Origin of the sequence: Shewanella sp. S1-49-MNA-CIBAN-0167 (genome assembly GCF_040310145.1) — a bacterium.
Lineage (GTDB): Bacteria > Pseudomonadota > Gammaproteobacteria > Enterobacterales > Shewanellaceae > Shewanella > Shewanella psychromarinicola.
This window is the reverse complement of record NZ_JBEOPO010000053.1, coordinates 18379-32521: the sequence shown is the minus strand read 5'-3', so window position 1 is coordinate 32521 and position 14143 is coordinate 18379. Positions and strand designations below refer to the sequence as shown.

Genomic DNA, 14143 nt, shown 5'->3' with positions numbered 1-14143 from the left:
AGTCACTCTCGGTGTTCGGGCTTGTTCAACACTTGGGATAAGGACGCGGCTTCGCGCGGCCTATCCTTATTTGTTAGGCATTTATTGCACTGAAGCTACGCATTTAAACTCAAGATCAGTTGAACCAAGTTTAGCTAATTGCGCTGGTGAAACTGTTACCTTAATAGTTTCTACTTCAAGTCCTTTTTCGTGGCAAAAAGCATTAGCCTCTTTGTAAACGTCTGCTTTATTACTTAGCGATACACCTAAACCAGGAGAACCGTCTTTCTTACCGATCATATAAGTACCATGATCCATTGGAATTACGCCAGTACTTTGACAAGCGCTAATAGTAATAACAGATAATACGATACATAAACTACGATTCAACACTGAACTCTCCTGAATGCCTAACGCCCGCATTTGCGGCTGGTTTGGAGCGCAGCGAAAAACCAATCCGACAACATGCGCTTGTTATATCTCAACTTTCGCAAAATTCGACCGGTTCCAAACTGCGTTGAACAAGTTCTTTGTTAAGTAGATCGACTGCCTGTTTTCGTAAGGAATTCAACTGTTGAGCGACTTCACGAGACGGAATTTCAATTACTGTCTCATGTTCAACGATTCCGCCATCGTGCAAAGCTTGAGTCGCGATTTCCCGGGCACACTGAAGGAGCTTCGCAGCTTTTTTCAGTCCCGCAATTTGCGGCTTTGGAATTCTGCATTCATCGATCACTCGACATTCGCGATCTACCAGGCGTCCGGTAGCGATTGCACTCTGGGTATCACCGATTGCTTGAATGAAATCAGTAGCTCGATTCTCCAAATGAAACGGAGTTCTTATGGCAGGGCGGTCAAACGCAGAACTCAACAGAAGCAAGTAGTGCTCTAGCCCATCGTAGCTAGCTCGGTACTCCAGCACCTCTTTGTAATACCGATACATAAGATCGGTGTGGTCGTTGAGAAAGTCTTGGTAGTCCTCCCAAAACATCAACGACACTTTGAATGGTTGGCCAGAACTATTTAGCGTACGCACATGCGCCTGCAAGTTTGCATCTCTTGGACCAGTGGTAGCGATGACAAAGCGACCCAGTTTTGGCTTGAAGCCCTTCGCTGCCGATACTTCGGCATCGATTTCAGAGTTTGTTAGTCGTTTCGATGGAGAGGCTGAATTTTGCTTCTTCTTACACTGAATCCCGGTTTCTTCGCGAGCAGAATGGTTGTAGCCAAAGACGTCTACGCCTGCTTGGGCTTGACCTTGACGACCGTGGCGTTCTGCATAGTCGTCTTTCCAAGCCCTCCGTGCATAGTCGAGCGTAAGTCGCTCGAAGTCTTGCCAATTCGTTGGAGGCGCAATTTCGACTTCAATTCCTGGCACGAGATCTCCTTGAGATATAACGCCTTTATAACGGGCAGCCTGTGGCGAAGCCACGCTTTAGGCTGTCCAGCCACGAAGTGGCGTTCGTTGATAAACTTGTTAACTGTTGCCGTTGGCACATAGCTAGCTATTGCCACCTTTTAGCTGGATTAATAATTCACCTAAATCTCTTTGAGTGCAACCGTCTTTCCAGTGCTCATCATCTGCTAAGTGAATTATTGTAAATACAGTGGACCAAAAAACTTTTTCGGCTTCCGTGGGTTCTTTTGGTGAGGCATCAGATAAACTCCAGGCATGAGACTTGATAGCCTCATGATCTATTTTTCCAGACAAATAGGACTCAAGCTTCTCAGCTAGCTCCATTTTATTTATTTGTGATACTTCCATACTCATAGACAGTTAACAGCTTATTGAACGGCTCGACCGATAAAGCCGACCGTTTAAGTTATTGATTTATATCATCCTACATTTTCTATCTCATTGATGTAAAGCAATTTAATGACTCTTAACCTCCGATATAAAACTTCGATTGCGCGTTAAAAGTGTCGGAATTAAATACTAAAAAAATTAATCACGTAATATCAATAGATTAGGTTTTATCTATTGATTCATCTTTAGCACTTTAGATTGTTTTTTGTACACGTTTTATTGCAATTCATTCAAAACCCATTATAACTGTATGGATGCACAGTACAGGTAACATAAAGGGGGACGTTATGGCGGGAGCAGGATATATAGAAGCAATTCGACAACAAATTCGAGTGAGGCATTACAGTTACCAAACTGAAAAATCATACCTTTATTGGAACCGTTATTTTATAAAATATTTTAAGTTTACTGCTGCAAAACATATTTTACCTACACATATTGAACAGTTTTTATGTTTTTTAGCAAACGAACGGCGTGTTTCCAGCAGTACACAACAGCAAGCCCTTTGCGCCCTTGTTTTTGCGTTTAAACATGTACTAGCCATCGATACCGACAATTTGCAGTTCCCGTATGCAAAAGCACCAACTCGAATTCCGCAGGTTTTAAATGATGCAGAGGCCAAACAGGTCATCGACCATTTACACGGTAAATACCAACTGATTGGCTGTTTATTATATGGCGCAGGGTTAAGATTAACTGAAGCTTTAAGTATTAGACTTAAGGATATCGATTTTGAAAATCGAACACTTTTTGTATTTAGAGGTAAAGGTAAAAAAGATAGAGTTTGTATTTTACCTAAAATGACCATTGATCCCATACAGCAGCAGATGTGCCACGTGCGAGAGACTCATGCTCACGATTTGTCTCAGGGATTAGGGATGGCTTCATTACCTCCTAGCTTACTCAAAAAGTTTGGAACAAGCGCCAAACAATTACATTGGCAATACCTTTTCCCTTCGGTTCACTGCGTGTCGCATCCTGTTAATGGCTACATATGCAGACATCATATTGACCCAACAACATTTAGAAAGGCATTAAAAAAAGCAGTTCAGAAAACGACGATCACTAAACGCATTACCGCTCATACTTTTAGGCATTCTTTTGCAACAAACTTACTGAGGCGTGGTCACGATATAAGAACCGTGCAGGAATTACTCGGCCATAATGATGTAAAAACAACCCAAATCTATACCCATGTTGCAGGTTTACACCAAACAGGTGTACAAAGCCCAATGGATTACAGTTAAAAGTGATAATTAGCCCGCCTGTGAATAAGCCTACAAGGTAAATATTTTCTAATTTACACCCACAAAAAAGGACTCTTGCGAGTCCTTTCTAATTCATTTTCTGCGTGTTACGTATTAGCTACGCAACCCAATGCCGCGCGATATCAAGTAATAAGCCAGTGTCCATAAGCTGACGCAAAAGCCCAGCATAATGGCAATGGATAACGGTACGCTGAGATCAGCAAACCCTAAAAAGCCGTAGCGGAATACGTTGATCATATACACCACAGGGTTTAAGCCCGACACACCTTGCCAAAAAGGTGGCAATAACGATAACGAGTAAAATACCCCACCTAAGTAGGTGAGCGGGGTCAGAATAAACGTGGGAATAATACTGATGTCGTCAAAGCTTTTGGCAAACACCGCATTAATTAAGCCACCAAGTGAGAATAACACTGAGGTTAAAAACATGGTTAAAATAACCAAGCTAACGTGATGCAAGGAGATATCAACAAACAACATCGCCACCACGGTAACAATTAAGCCAACGCACAAACCGCGGGCGACACCGCCACCAACGTAACCGGCTATCATCACATAATGGGGTACGGGTGCCACCATGATTTCTTCAATGTTACGTTGAAACTTGGCGCTGTAAAACGATGAGGCCACATTAGAGTATGAGCTGGTGATCACCGACATCATGATTAAACCAGGGGCAATAAACTCCATATAGCTCACGCCGCCCATTTCACCGATGCGGCTACCGACTAAGTTACCAAAAATTAAAAAATATAACGTCATGGTAATCGCTGGCGGCACTAGCGTTTGGATCCAAATACGGGTAAAGCGATTAATTTCTTTGGTTAAAATACTTTTAAAAGCCACAAAATACAGGTGGTTCATTATTTTGACTCCTTGGCTTTTTCTACCCGCTCAACAAACAATTCTTCTAAGCGGTTGGCTTTGTTGCGCATCGACAATACTTCAATATTGGCCGCGGTCAACTGGGTAAATAACTCATTAATGTTGTTCGATTTAGCCACGTCGACTTCTAATGTGTGATCATCCGTTAAACGGCAAGTCATGTTGGTTAACTGCGGCGCGGCGTTGAGATGCTTTCGTAAATCGAAAATAAAAGTTTCAACATCAAGCTTACTCAGCAATGCCTTCATGGTCGTACACTCAACCAGTAAACCATTATCGATAATACCTATGGTGCGGCAGAGCATTTCGGCTTCTTCAAGGTAGTGAGTGGTTAAAATAATGGTCACGCCTTGTTGATTGATTAGCTTTAAAAAGTCCCACATTGAGCGACGTAATTCAATGTCTACTCCGGCGGTAGGTTCATCTAAAATCAACAATTTAGGTTCATGCATTAAGGCACGGGCAATCATTAAACGGCGTTTCATTCCACCGGATAGCTCACGTGCTTGCGCGTGGCGTTTATGCCATAAATCCAATTGGCTTAGGTACTTTTCAGCACGCACTAAGGCAACCTCTTTTGGCACCCCGTAGTAACCCGCTTGGTTAACGACTATTTGTTGCACTGTTTCGAACTGATTAAAGTTGAATTCTTGCGGTACTAAACCAATACATAACTTGGCATGTTCGAGTTGCTTATCTATATCAAAACCAAATACCGTCACCGAGCCCGCTGTTTTTTGTACTAACGAACTGATAATACCTATGGTGGTAGATTTACCTGCACCATTGGGGCCAAGCAGAGCAAAAAAGTCGCCTTGCTTTACCGTCAAACTGATTGATTTAACGGCTTCGACACCGCCTTTATAGATTTTTTTAAGGTTATCAATTACTAAAGCATTGGCGTTATCGGCCATGTTGAAATCCTCTACTCGATGAAAACAAAAAATCCCGCCTGTGCGGGAGTCTGGCAAAGAATACCGTATTAATCTAACGGTACCACTTTTGCGATATAAGGCAGGTTGCGATATTGCTCTGCGTAGTCGATACCGTATCCCACAATAAATTCGTCAGGGATGGTAATGCCAATAAAATCGACTAGCACGTCAACTTCACGACGTTCAGGTTTATCGATTAAGGTACATAATGCTAAGCTTTTAGGCTCACGTAATAATAACATTTCGCGCACTTTATTTAACGTGTTACCGGAGTCGATTAAGTCTTCAACAATCAATACATCACGACCGGCGATGTCTGACTGCACATCTTTAAGTACTTTCACATCGCGAGAGCTGCTCATGGTATTGCCGTAACTTGATACTGCCATAAAATCGATTTCGACATGGCCTTTGATCCGGCGACACAAATCGGCCATAAACACGACTGAACCTTTTAATAAGCCAACCATTAATAAGCGTTCACTGTTGGCGTAATGGGCATTAATACGTTCAGCTAATTGGTCTAGGGTTTTATTGATTTCTGCTTCAGAAATCATCATTTCAATTGTGTGCTTCATAAATCTCTCAATTGTCGATGTCGTCATGTAGCTGAGTATGTCCGTATCCCCAGCGACTCGTTAAGTCGTGGTCAATACCCAAATGGTCAAGTATTCGGGAAACCATGAAGTTTACCAGATCTTGTACTGATTTGGGATTATGATAAAAGCCTGGCGCCGCTGGCATGATGGTCGCACCGTTACGCGTTAGGCTTAACATATGCTCTAAGTGTATGGCACTAAAGGGAGTTTCTCGTGGCACTAATATCAATTGGCCGCGCTCTTTTAATACTACGTCTGCTGCTCTTTCGAGCAAATGATTACTCATTCCGGTCGCCACGGCCGCTAATGTGCCGGTTGAACACGGGCAAATTACCATTTGTTTCGGTGCAGCGCTACCCGATGCTGGCGGCGAAAACCATTCATCCTTGCCTAATACCACTAACTCGCCTTTGGGTGGTTCATCAGAGTTTGCTAACTGTTGTAATAACTGCGCTTTGGCTTTGTCAGGATTGGCGCTGAGTTGCAAACCGTGTTCGGTGGCGAGCACCACACGCGCCGCACTGGATATCATTAAAAAGACTTGGTAATCGGCCGCTAGCAAACATTCCAGCAGCTTAATGCCATAAGGTGCGCCAGACGCTCCGGTCCAGGCGAGGCTGATTGCTTTGGCTTTTTTGGCGTAGGCCATGTTGTCCCCTCTGTTGGTGATAGCGGTTACGCTAACGCCTTAATAATTTGTTGGTGGATACCGTTAAAGCCCCCATTACTCATGATCACCACTGTATCGCCATCGCTTGCGGTATTAGCTACCGAGGCAATAATGTCTTCAATGTTGTGACACACAGTTACCGGGATGGGCGCATTGGCCATACTGGCGTTTATGTCCCAATCAATATTGTCTGCTTGATATAAATAGCCCACATCGGCTAATGCCATCGAATTGGCTAAGGTGTCTTTATGTACGCCGCTTTTCATGGTGTTTGAGCGCGGCTCTAGCACCACAATAATTTTACCATTAGCATTGTTACTGCTAGCTACTTTGGCTCGTAACCCTTGAAGTGTGGTGGCTATGGCCGTGGGATGATGAGCAAAATCGTCATACACCGACACACCATTGACTGTTGCTAATAGCTCTAAACGACGCTTTGGTGGACTAAATTGTGTTAGCGCTTCAATGGCATGGTTTGGTACTACGCCCACATGGCGTGCTGCCGCTATCGCCATAATGGCGTTTTCAATATTGTGTTGACCTATCAAAGCCCAGTTTAAACTCCCCTGCGACTTGCTATTTAACAGCACCTCAAACTCATGGCCATCGTCGGCAATAGTACGCGACTGCCAAGCACTTGGTTCACCTTGGCTCGCTGAAGGCGTGACGGGATGATGGGCGACATCCGTGGCTATGGTTGCGGCTTTAGAATAAATTTCTTGTTCGCTCCAACAGCCCATATCAATCACTTGTTGTACCGCTTCAACATCGCTAGGCCAAATCACCTTGCCTTCGCCAGGTACCGTTCGAATAACATGATTGAATTGGCGCTGGATAGCCGCGAGATCGGCAAAAATGTCGGCATGATCAAATTCAAGATTATTGATCACTAGCGTACGTGGATGGTAATGAACAAACTTAGAGCGTTTGTCAAAAAAGGCGCTGTCGTATTCATCGGCTTCAACCACAAAAAATGGCGAATGACCTAAACGAGCTGATACGCCAAAGTTTTGCGGCACGCCACCAATTAGAAAACCGGGTTGATAACCGCAATATTCAAGGATCCACGCGAGCATGCTTGAAGTAGAGGTTTTACCGTGGGTACCAGATACAGCCAAAACCCAACGTTCTGGCAAAATATGTTCAGACAAAAACTGCGGTCCGGAAGTGTATTTTATGCCGCGATTTAATACGGCTTCAACACAAGGATTGCCCCGGCTCATGGCATTACCAATAACCACTAGGTCTGGTTGATTGTCGCCTTCTTTGCCTAATTGCGCAGGATCAAAGCCTTGAATTAGCTCGATACCTTGCTGTTCAAGCTGGGTGCTCATCGGCGGATAAACATTGGCATCGCTACCCGTCACTTTGTGGCCCATTGCGCGGGCAAGCAGGGCTAAACCGCCCATAAAAGTGCCACAAATCCCTAAAATGTGTACGTGCATGACTCAACTCTAATTGATCCGTAATATGGCGGTTATTCTAATCTATTGCGCTGCAGAATGTCAGTTAACAATTTGCCATCTATTTGGGGCTAATACAAAATAAAAAACAATCCCATACTGAGTACTGTCGTTAGCAAGGTGTTGCGGGTCACGTAAGCCAGCACTGTCGCCACCAGCGCACAGGTTAAATAAGGATTGTGCACACTAATAGCCAGTTGGCCTTCTGGCACAAACACAATCGGCGCGAGTATGGCGGTCAGTACCGCAGGGGCTGAATAACTTAAAAACGTTAAGGTGTTTTTACCTAAGCGAATGGGCAGTTTAGGCTCAAGTAATAAATGCCTGCTGGTAAATACCACCACAGCCATTGCTAAAATAATCAGCCAAGTCATAGGTTTTCATCCTTGTTTACTGTAACTGAGCTTTCTGCGGCCGGATCAGCAGTAACTGAATGAGCTGCGGCCGATTGAGACGACCCCGAATGAGCGCTATTTGAAACGGCACTACCCGAATTACCCTCGTTAGTGAGTTTGGCATAAGTCATGCCTGCTGCCATGCCCGATATTGCCGCAATAAGGAGCCCTGCTTGAATGGTAAATACCGCGCACACCACCGCTAAGGTAAGCGACACTAATACGCACACCAAAATAGAGGGCTTGTTAACTGTTGGCACCACAATGGCGATAAAGGTGGCTGCGATGGCAAAGTCGAGCCCCAGCGCATCTAAATTGTCGATAGACTGGCCTGCGACAATGCCGAGCAAAGTGGCAATATTCCACCCGATATAAAAGGTTAAGCCACCGCCTAAAGCATACCAGCGATCAAACTGATGTTGCGCTGGCGTATCACCTTTATGAGCTTGATTGGCTATAGCAAACAGTTCGTCGGTGAGCAAGAAGCCCAGGCCTAAACGCCATTTAAGCGGTAACGGGCTAATATGAGTGCGCATGGCCATGGCATACAGTAAATGCCGAGAGGTAATAAGTAAGGTGGTGATCAAAATACTGCCGATACCAATACCGGCTTTTATCATCCCAAGGGCGACCAATTGGGCACTGCCGGCGAAGATAATGGCCGACATCGCTTGGCTTTCAACAGGAGTGAGGCCAACTTCGAGCGCAAATGAACCCGCTAGAATGCCCCAAGGGACCACGGCTATTGTAAGCGGCATCACCGCTAATGCTCCTTTTAGAAAAGAACGGCTTTTGGTTGGTGTAATCGAAGTTAACTCAGCTGTGCCCACGTCATATCCTTATTTACTTATAGCCATTGACTCATATCGTGATTTTCCCCAGTACATAACAATGGGAGACAAGAAAATTAGCTTAGCGTAAATATGTCTATAAAGCGCTTGAAAACTGATCAGGGATGTTACGACGATATCGGTTAATCAATAAAGCATTTTGCTGTTATCAATTGCTCGATAAACATATCGATGTGGCCCGCTATTCATTGATCCTAAACCTAGCGTTTTGTGGGTCAGTTTAGGGTTATTGATGCTAAGTGTCGCAATACTCCATGCGGTGACACATGTATTCATGTTTAACAACAAGTGTTAACGATAATATAAAAAATACTTACTTATAATCATACGGTTACTGTTACAAGATATAAATGCATGAATTCATCAATAAATCAGTCTAATTGATGATTAGTAATATTATCTGAATTTGGATTTAACGAGTAACTAAAGGATAATGCCAACTTAGCTATATTAGCTTAAGCTTTAATAGCATTTGTGATAAAACGATTAACCTCTTATTCCTTTGTATTGCATACCTTAAAAATAATATCTAGATTTTTATATTTACCATTTACATTTATCAAATATCGATAGTATCACCAAGATTACCGCAAATATTTTACATTCCTAAATTGCAGTATAATAAATATGTAATTTACATATTTATTATCGATAACGACAAATACCACATTATACATTTATAGCATTAACAAAAACCCCAAAATTAACGGCTATAGAACAAGTAAATAAAATGCATGCAAAAATATTACATAAGATGTAATTAATATGCATATTGAAAATTAATTTGTAAATCAAAAAATAGAATATAAAAAATACTCGGGAGTTAATTTTTAAAGATTTAAGCTAAAATCATTCACTCAAATTCATTCGAAAATTTAAGTTAATGCTATATTTTAAATAGCTTCCTACAGCAAAATAAATCATTATTCAATAGCGATTAACGATTCAAATGGCCAACAGATAATAGTCAGAAAAAAGATAATAGTAAGACAAAAATGAAATATGCAGGCTCACATCGAAACATATATCGATAATGCATTTATAGCGTAAACAACAACTGCGTAGGCTTTATTTTTCAAACAAGCTCATGGGTTAACTCGCGGATCTGCTGTTTTAACCACGTAGCATCTTCATTTTCTGCATTAGGATGAGTCACTAAGACTAGCTTTAATGGTTCTGCAACTTCAAAAATACGATTTACTTCACATTCAGATAACTGACAAGCATGTAAACCAGAGTCCTCATCTAGCATATCGTAAACCGCTTTATAGGGTGTCAAAGCCAGTGACTTACAATCTGAAAGATAATCAAATAAAGAAGATACGCCAGTAATGGTCATTTCGTTCTGAAGAGGCAAATCCTTAATCCGACAATACTCCTGAAATGGGTTAAGTGTTGCTGGTTGGATCCCGATAAAGGTATTGATATAAGGATATGAAGCAATGCTTTCTAAGTTGATTTCTTGTTTTAAAATGGGATGGTTTTTACAACTTATTAAGTATAATTGGGTAAATGTCGCAAGTATTTCAATCTGCAAATTTTGGTTGAAACAAAGGATCTCTTCTGGGTTTTTGCAGCAAAATGTAACAATACTGTTAGGATCATTCGCAACGTTCTCTAGGGAATGACTATTCCAGTTACTCACATTGATATGAATGTCTTTATGATGACCTTTAATCTCTTGCATTAATGCTCGTGGATAGGCATAAGCAATCATTCCAGGCATAACCAATTCAAAGTATCGACTATGTGACGATTCTGAACTATTCATCCGATTAAAATTCTTTGAACAATCAACAATTTCTTTTGCAATCGGATAAATTTTGCCGGCAAAATCATTGGGGACTAATCCATATTTTCTTCTTATAAAGAGTTCATCACCAAAAATAGATCTTGCCGTTTGTAAACAACGACTTATTTTTGAAGCTGGCACATCCAAAATTCTAGAAACATGAGTGGCGGACTTATTTTCATAAAGGCTCACTAATATAGTCAATGTTAATAAATCTAATTTATCTAAGTCAATCTGTCTCATCTGAAACGCTCCTTTTGAGTTATATAGCCTAATAATCTACCTTCCCCCTAATAATTCATAACATTATCTTAATTTTCCACCTATTACTTATTCCAGATCATTAAATTTGAGTTATTTTAAATATCATTTATCATATATTAAATTTGAACAAACGATACATTAGCTGCGGACGTTGATTTCAGGAACTGAAATATCCGATTTAACATATTAGATTTTGATAAGTTGCATTTACACATTTTAGTTTATTAATTTATCACTTATTATTTTTACTATCTTTAATTAAAACTAAATGACAAATGCCATTACTTAATTTGATTAATCAAAAACAATAACCTATTAATTAATAATACCAATAAAAGCAATAAGAGCCAGATCATAACTACAATCAAATAAATTAAAATCACCTCATTTAATTGATTACGATCAATTAATTAATTAAACATAAGGATAGTATTAATCGTACATCAATGACGTATTGATGATTCATAAAACAATAAATTAAAAACTGATTTTTTTGGAGGCTTATATGATTACTTCAGTCTTTTTAAGTTATGCGTTTATATACTCTGTGTTGTTTATCGCAGTTCCTTTTATATTGGTTGTTTTCATTATGACTTGTATAAAGTTCTTTAAACCTGATACAGAGGATCACGCAATTAAGTTTAAGAAAATGCTTTTTGATACTCAAAGCTTTGACTTTTTAAAATCACTAAAAACAATGGTGGGAGGACAATATGACGTTTGTTGCAACGTTCCAATCGATACCGTGTTTGAAATGGATGCCCAAACCGCAGCCGAAAATCATGCGCGATTCGATTATGTTGTGATTGACCATGATTCGTCAGAAGTGAAATTAGTTATCTCTGATTTCAGTGAGCAAGATGATGCTAACGCAAAAAGTTTGTTCGAAAAATTCAACATTAAGTTAGTTGAAATCGTTCGAGGCAAACCTTACGACATGCAAATGCTAAAGCAATCCCTACCGGTATGAAGACCCTGTCGGGTGATAACAAACTGTTTTCACCCGATATTTTGTATTAATCAATTATTGTAAAGAGGGCTGATTATGTCCCGGAATTACTGGCTACTGATGTTATATGTAGGCTTATTGTCGCTTACACTTATCAGTCATGAAGCAAATAGCGCGGACTCTACTGAGCAAATTAATAATGACTCATGCATGAAATGCCATAAACGCAATGGCTCAATGCAAGGCTATCATGCCCAAGACCGGCTAAAAATGAGCTGCAGTTCATGCCATGGTGAAAAAGGCAATCACCCTAGGAAGCCTAATGATTTGATGGTGTTCTCTTCGGAAAACGACATCACAATTGACGCTAAAAATGGCGTATGTCTTAAATGCCATACCGTTAAAAAATTAGCCAAAGCAGAGTGGACTCATAACGTACACGCACAAAAAACGAGCTGTACATCTTGCCATAAATTGCATCCTAAATCTGACCCTATGATGGGGTTAAGTGTAAAAGATCGCAGTAATGTGTGCCGCAACTGCCACACGGTGCAGAGGTAACTAATCATGGAAAATTCAAGAAGACATTTCCTTAAAAGCACCTGCGCATTGGTTGCCGGCGTGTCGGTATATCCGCTCAGTAGCAACCAGGCCAATGCCGAAACGGCCGTAGGAACAAACAATATAAAATACGCCATGCTTCACGACGAAACCAAATGCATTGGCTGTAATGCCTGTGTGGAAGCCTGTAGAGAAGTTAATCATGTACCCGAGGGCGTTACACGGCTAAGCATCGAAAGATTGGGCCCGTTTGGAGAATACCCTAATCAGTTTTATCATTTTACTCGACATTCTTGCCAGCATTGCGAAGATGCGCCTTGCGTTAACGTCTGCCCGACGGGTGCCGCCTTTATCGATAAAGAAACCGGTATTGTCTCGGTCAACGCCGATAGATGTGTTGGTTGCCAATACTGTATTGCAGCCTGTCCTTATGAAGTGCGATTTATTAACCCAGTGACCAAAGCAGCGGACAAATGTGACTTTTGCCGTGAAACCAATCTCAAACAGGGTAAACAGCCAGCATGTGTAGAAGCATGCCCTACAAAAGCACTGGTGTTTGGCAATCTTAAAGATCCCGAGTCTGAACTGGTTGCGCTATTAAAAGCTAATCCAACTCAGCGCTCTAAACTGGATTTAGGCACCCGACCTAAACTCTTTCGTATCAAAGCGAAGCAAGGGGAGATTATATTATGAGTGCTTTCCATTTTGACACCTTGGTCTGGCATTGGCCCATTGCCATATACCTGTTTTTAGCTGGGGCATCCGCAGGTGCAATGTTCTTTGCGGTGTTGCTAAAACATGTTTGCCTTAAAGAAAAAGCTTATCAATCCGGATTTGTCCAAGCAGCGTGTATTGTTGCAGCGATTGCCGTCTTAGCAGGCTTGGGGATCTTGGTATTAGATTTAACCAAACCTTGGGATTTTTGGAAAATTCTGGTGTTTTATAATCCCACCTCAGTGATGTCTATGGGGGTGTTGATCTTAATGCTTTATCAAGTGTTTATGTATGCTTGGATTGCAATAACATTCCGACAACCTATTGATGATTTTTGCAAAACCCGTTTACCCATTGTCGGTAAACTAACGAGTATGCTAGCCCGTTATGAAGCAGGTATTACCGGTTTACTGGTCATATTCTCTGTGTCATTAGGGGCCTATACCGGATTTCTATTATCGGCTCAACCTCACTTCCCTATGTGGAATACCCCAGTGTTACCCCTGCTGTTTTTAGTTTCGGGCTTGTCTTCAGGTGCTGCAGCATCGCTACTGGGTGGTGTGTTACTTAAAGGTAGTCCTAATGGTCAGGAAGTGCGATTTATCCATAAAGTAGAGATCCCACTGATATTAGGCGAGATGTTACTTATATTTACCTTCTTTTTAGGTTTAGTCTTCAGTGGTGGTCAAAGCAAGGTAGCAGCATTTAATGCTATCGGTGAAGGCTTTTGGGGATTGGTATTTTGGTTCGGTATTATGGGATTAGGATTGTCGGCACCATTAGCGATGAATTTATTTATGACTGCCACTTCAAAGCGCAAGTATTCCTATGTTGCCGGAACCGCCTGTCTGAGCTTATTAGGTGTAATACTGTTACGTAACTTTGTGCTTTATACTGGCCAAATGGTGGTAAATTAGTCTCATAAACGGTGATGGCACGCATTAACAAGCGGACTGTCACCGTAACAGAATGAATCACTCACCTTGTCATTAGCTGATAACAGGTTTAATC

The 14143-nt window shown here is 41.4% G+C and carries 16 protein-coding genes; 5 read left to right on the top strand and 11 right to left on the bottom strand.

Annotation, left to right across the window (positions count from 1 at the left end):
• Positions 1-81: 81 nt before the first annotated feature.
• From AAEZ00_RS18880 to AAEZ00_RS18870, 3 genes are all read right to left on the bottom strand, one after another.
• Positions 82-372: a hypothetical protein gene (locus tag AAEZ00_RS18880; protein ID WP_351089436.1), complete on the bottom strand. Its 291-nt coding sequence runs from the start codon at positions 370-372 to the stop codon at positions 82-84.
• Between the two features lie 88 nt (positions 373-460).
• Positions 461-1357 carry a hypothetical protein gene (locus AAEZ00_RS18875; RefSeq protein WP_351089434.1) on the bottom strand — a complete coding sequence of 299 codons (897 nt, stop codon included), beginning with the start codon at positions 1355-1357 and terminating at the stop codon, positions 461-463.
• Positions 1358-1480: 123 nt separating this feature from the next.
• Positions 1481-1750, bottom strand: a complete 270-nt coding sequence (locus AAEZ00_RS18870) for a hypothetical protein (RefSeq protein WP_351077572.1) — start codon at positions 1748-1750, stop codon at positions 1481-1483.
• Positions 1751-2040: 290 nt separating this feature from the next.
• On the opposite strand from AAEZ00_RS18870, the gene AAEZ00_RS18865 reads away from it, so the two are divergent.
• Complete coding sequence (locus AAEZ00_RS18865; RefSeq protein WP_351089432.1) at positions 2041-3033, top strand: integron integrase; 993 nt, start codon at positions 2041-2043, stop codon at positions 3031-3033.
• A 114-nt stretch (positions 3034-3147) separates the two neighbouring features.
• On the opposite strand, the gene AAEZ00_RS18860 is transcribed toward AAEZ00_RS18865, so the two are convergent.
• The 8 genes from AAEZ00_RS18860 to AAEZ00_RS18825 all read right to left on the bottom strand — a co-directional run bounded on the left by AAEZ00_RS18860 (position 3148) and on the right by AAEZ00_RS18825 (position 10887).
• Positions 3148-3918, bottom strand: a complete 771-nt coding sequence (locus tag AAEZ00_RS18860) for an ABC transporter permease (protein WP_124014277.1) — start codon at positions 3916-3918, stop codon at positions 3148-3150.
• A complete protein-coding gene (locus AAEZ00_RS18855) occupies positions 3918-4853 on the bottom strand; it encodes an ABC transporter ATP-binding protein (protein WP_351089430.1) in 936 nt (311 codons plus the stop codon). The genes AAEZ00_RS18860 and AAEZ00_RS18855 overlap by 1 nt, the downstream gene beginning before the upstream one ends.
• Before the next feature lie 68 nt (positions 4854-4921).
• On the bottom strand, positions 4922-5452 hold the full coding sequence (hpt, locus tag AAEZ00_RS18850) for a hypoxanthine phosphoribosyltransferase (protein ID WP_101032838.1): 531 nt from the start codon (positions 5450-5452) through the stop codon (positions 4922-4924).
• A 7-nt stretch (positions 5453-5459) separates the two neighbouring features.
• On the bottom strand, positions 5460-6122 hold the full coding sequence (locus AAEZ00_RS18845) for a flavin prenyltransferase UbiX (RefSeq protein WP_351079208.1): 663 nt from the start codon (positions 6120-6122) through the stop codon (positions 5460-5462).
• Between the two features lie 26 nt (positions 6123-6148).
• Positions 6149-7588 carry a UDP-N-acetylmuramate:L-alanyl-gamma-D-glutamyl-meso-diaminopimelate ligase gene (mpl, locus tag AAEZ00_RS18840; RefSeq protein ID WP_351089428.1) on the bottom strand — a complete coding sequence of 480 codons (1440 nt, stop codon included), beginning with the start codon at positions 7586-7588 and terminating at the stop codon, positions 6149-6151.
• 89 nt (positions 7589-7677) lie between these two features.
• On the bottom strand, positions 7678-7980 hold the full coding sequence (locus tag AAEZ00_RS18835) for an AzlD domain-containing protein (protein WP_101032841.1): 303 nt from the start codon (positions 7978-7980) through the stop codon (positions 7678-7680).
• Positions 7977-8831 (bottom strand): AzlC family ABC transporter permease, encoded by an 855-nt coding sequence (locus tag AAEZ00_RS18830; RefSeq protein WP_351079203.1) that lies wholly within the window; start codon positions 8829-8831, stop codon positions 7977-7979. Before AAEZ00_RS18830 ends, AAEZ00_RS18835 begins: the two co-directional genes overlap by 4 nt.
• Before the next feature lie 1096 nt (positions 8832-9927).
• Positions 9928-10887 (bottom strand): LysR family transcriptional regulator, encoded by a 960-nt coding sequence (locus tag AAEZ00_RS18825; protein ID WP_351079200.1) that lies wholly within the window; start codon positions 10885-10887, stop codon positions 9928-9930.
• A 526-nt stretch (positions 10888-11413) separates the two neighbouring features.
• Here AAEZ00_RS18825 and AAEZ00_RS18820 point away from each other — a divergent pair.
• From AAEZ00_RS18820 to nrfD, 4 genes are all read left to right on the top strand, one after another.
• Positions 11414-11878, top strand: a complete 465-nt coding sequence (locus AAEZ00_RS18820; RefSeq protein WP_351089426.1) for a hypothetical protein — start codon at positions 11414-11416, stop codon at positions 11876-11878.
• 75 nt (positions 11879-11953) lie between these two features.
• Positions 11954-12418, top strand: a complete 465-nt coding sequence (locus tag AAEZ00_RS18815; RefSeq protein WP_351089424.1) for a cytochrome c3 family protein — start codon at positions 11954-11956, stop codon at positions 12416-12418.
• 6 nt (positions 12419-12424) lie between these two features.
• Positions 12425-13111, top strand: a complete 687-nt coding sequence (locus AAEZ00_RS18810; protein WP_335687624.1) for a 4Fe-4S dicluster domain-containing protein — start codon at positions 12425-12427, stop codon at positions 13109-13111.
• Positions 13108-14049 carry a cytochrome c nitrite reductase subunit NrfD gene (nrfD, locus tag AAEZ00_RS18805; RefSeq protein ID WP_124014271.1) on the top strand — a complete coding sequence of 314 codons (942 nt, stop codon included), beginning with the start codon at positions 13108-13110 and terminating at the stop codon, positions 14047-14049. The genes AAEZ00_RS18810 and nrfD overlap by 4 nt, the downstream gene beginning before the upstream one ends.
• The last annotated feature ends 94 nt before the right edge of the window (positions 14050-14143 follow it).

Bases quoted from the DNA above. Each gene is read 5' to 3' on its own strand.
- AAEZ00_RS18870 (WP_351077572.1), bottom strand. From the start codon at position 1,750: ATGAGTATGGAAGTATCACAAATAAATAAAATGGAGCTAGCTGAGAAG.
- AAEZ00_RS18865 (WP_351089432.1), top strand. From the start codon at position 2,041: ATGCACAGTACAGGTAACATAAAGGGGGACGTTATGGCGGGAGCAGGA.
- AAEZ00_RS18860 (WP_124014277.1), bottom strand. From the start codon at position 3,918: ATGAACCACCTGTATTTTGTGGCTTTTAAAAGTATTTTAACCAAAGAA.
- AAEZ00_RS18855 (WP_351089430.1), bottom strand. From the start codon at position 4,853: ATGGCCGATAACGCCAATGCTTTAGTAATTGATAACCTTAAAAAAATC.
- hpt (WP_101032838.1), bottom strand. From the start codon at position 5,452: ATGAAGCACACAATTGAAATGATGATTTCTGAAGCAGAAATCAATAAA.
- AAEZ00_RS18845 (WP_351079208.1), bottom strand. From the start codon at position 6,122: ATGGCCTACGCCAAAAAAGCCAAAGCAATCAGCCTCGCCTGGACCGGA.
- mpl (WP_351089428.1), bottom strand. From the start codon at position 7,588: ATGCACGTACACATTTTAGGGATTTGTGGCACTTTTATGGGCGGTTTA.
- AAEZ00_RS18835 (WP_101032841.1), bottom strand. From the start codon at position 7,980: ATGACTTGGCTGATTATTTTAGCAATGGCTGTGGTGGTATTTACCAGC.
- AAEZ00_RS18825 (WP_351079200.1), bottom strand. From the start codon at position 10,887: ATGAGACAGATTGACTTAGATAAATTAGATTTATTAACATTGACTATA.
- AAEZ00_RS18820 (WP_351089426.1), top strand. From the start codon at position 11,414: ATGATTACTTCAGTCTTTTTAAGTTATGCGTTTATATACTCTGTGTTG.
- AAEZ00_RS18815 (WP_351089424.1), top strand. From the start codon at position 11,954: ATGTCCCGGAATTACTGGCTACTGATGTTATATGTAGGCTTATTGTCG.
- AAEZ00_RS18810 (WP_335687624.1), top strand. From the start codon at position 12,425: ATGGAAAATTCAAGAAGACATTTCCTTAAAAGCACCTGCGCATTGGTT.
- nrfD (WP_124014271.1), top strand. From the start codon at position 13,108: ATGAGTGCTTTCCATTTTGACACCTTGGTCTGGCATTGGCCCATTGCC.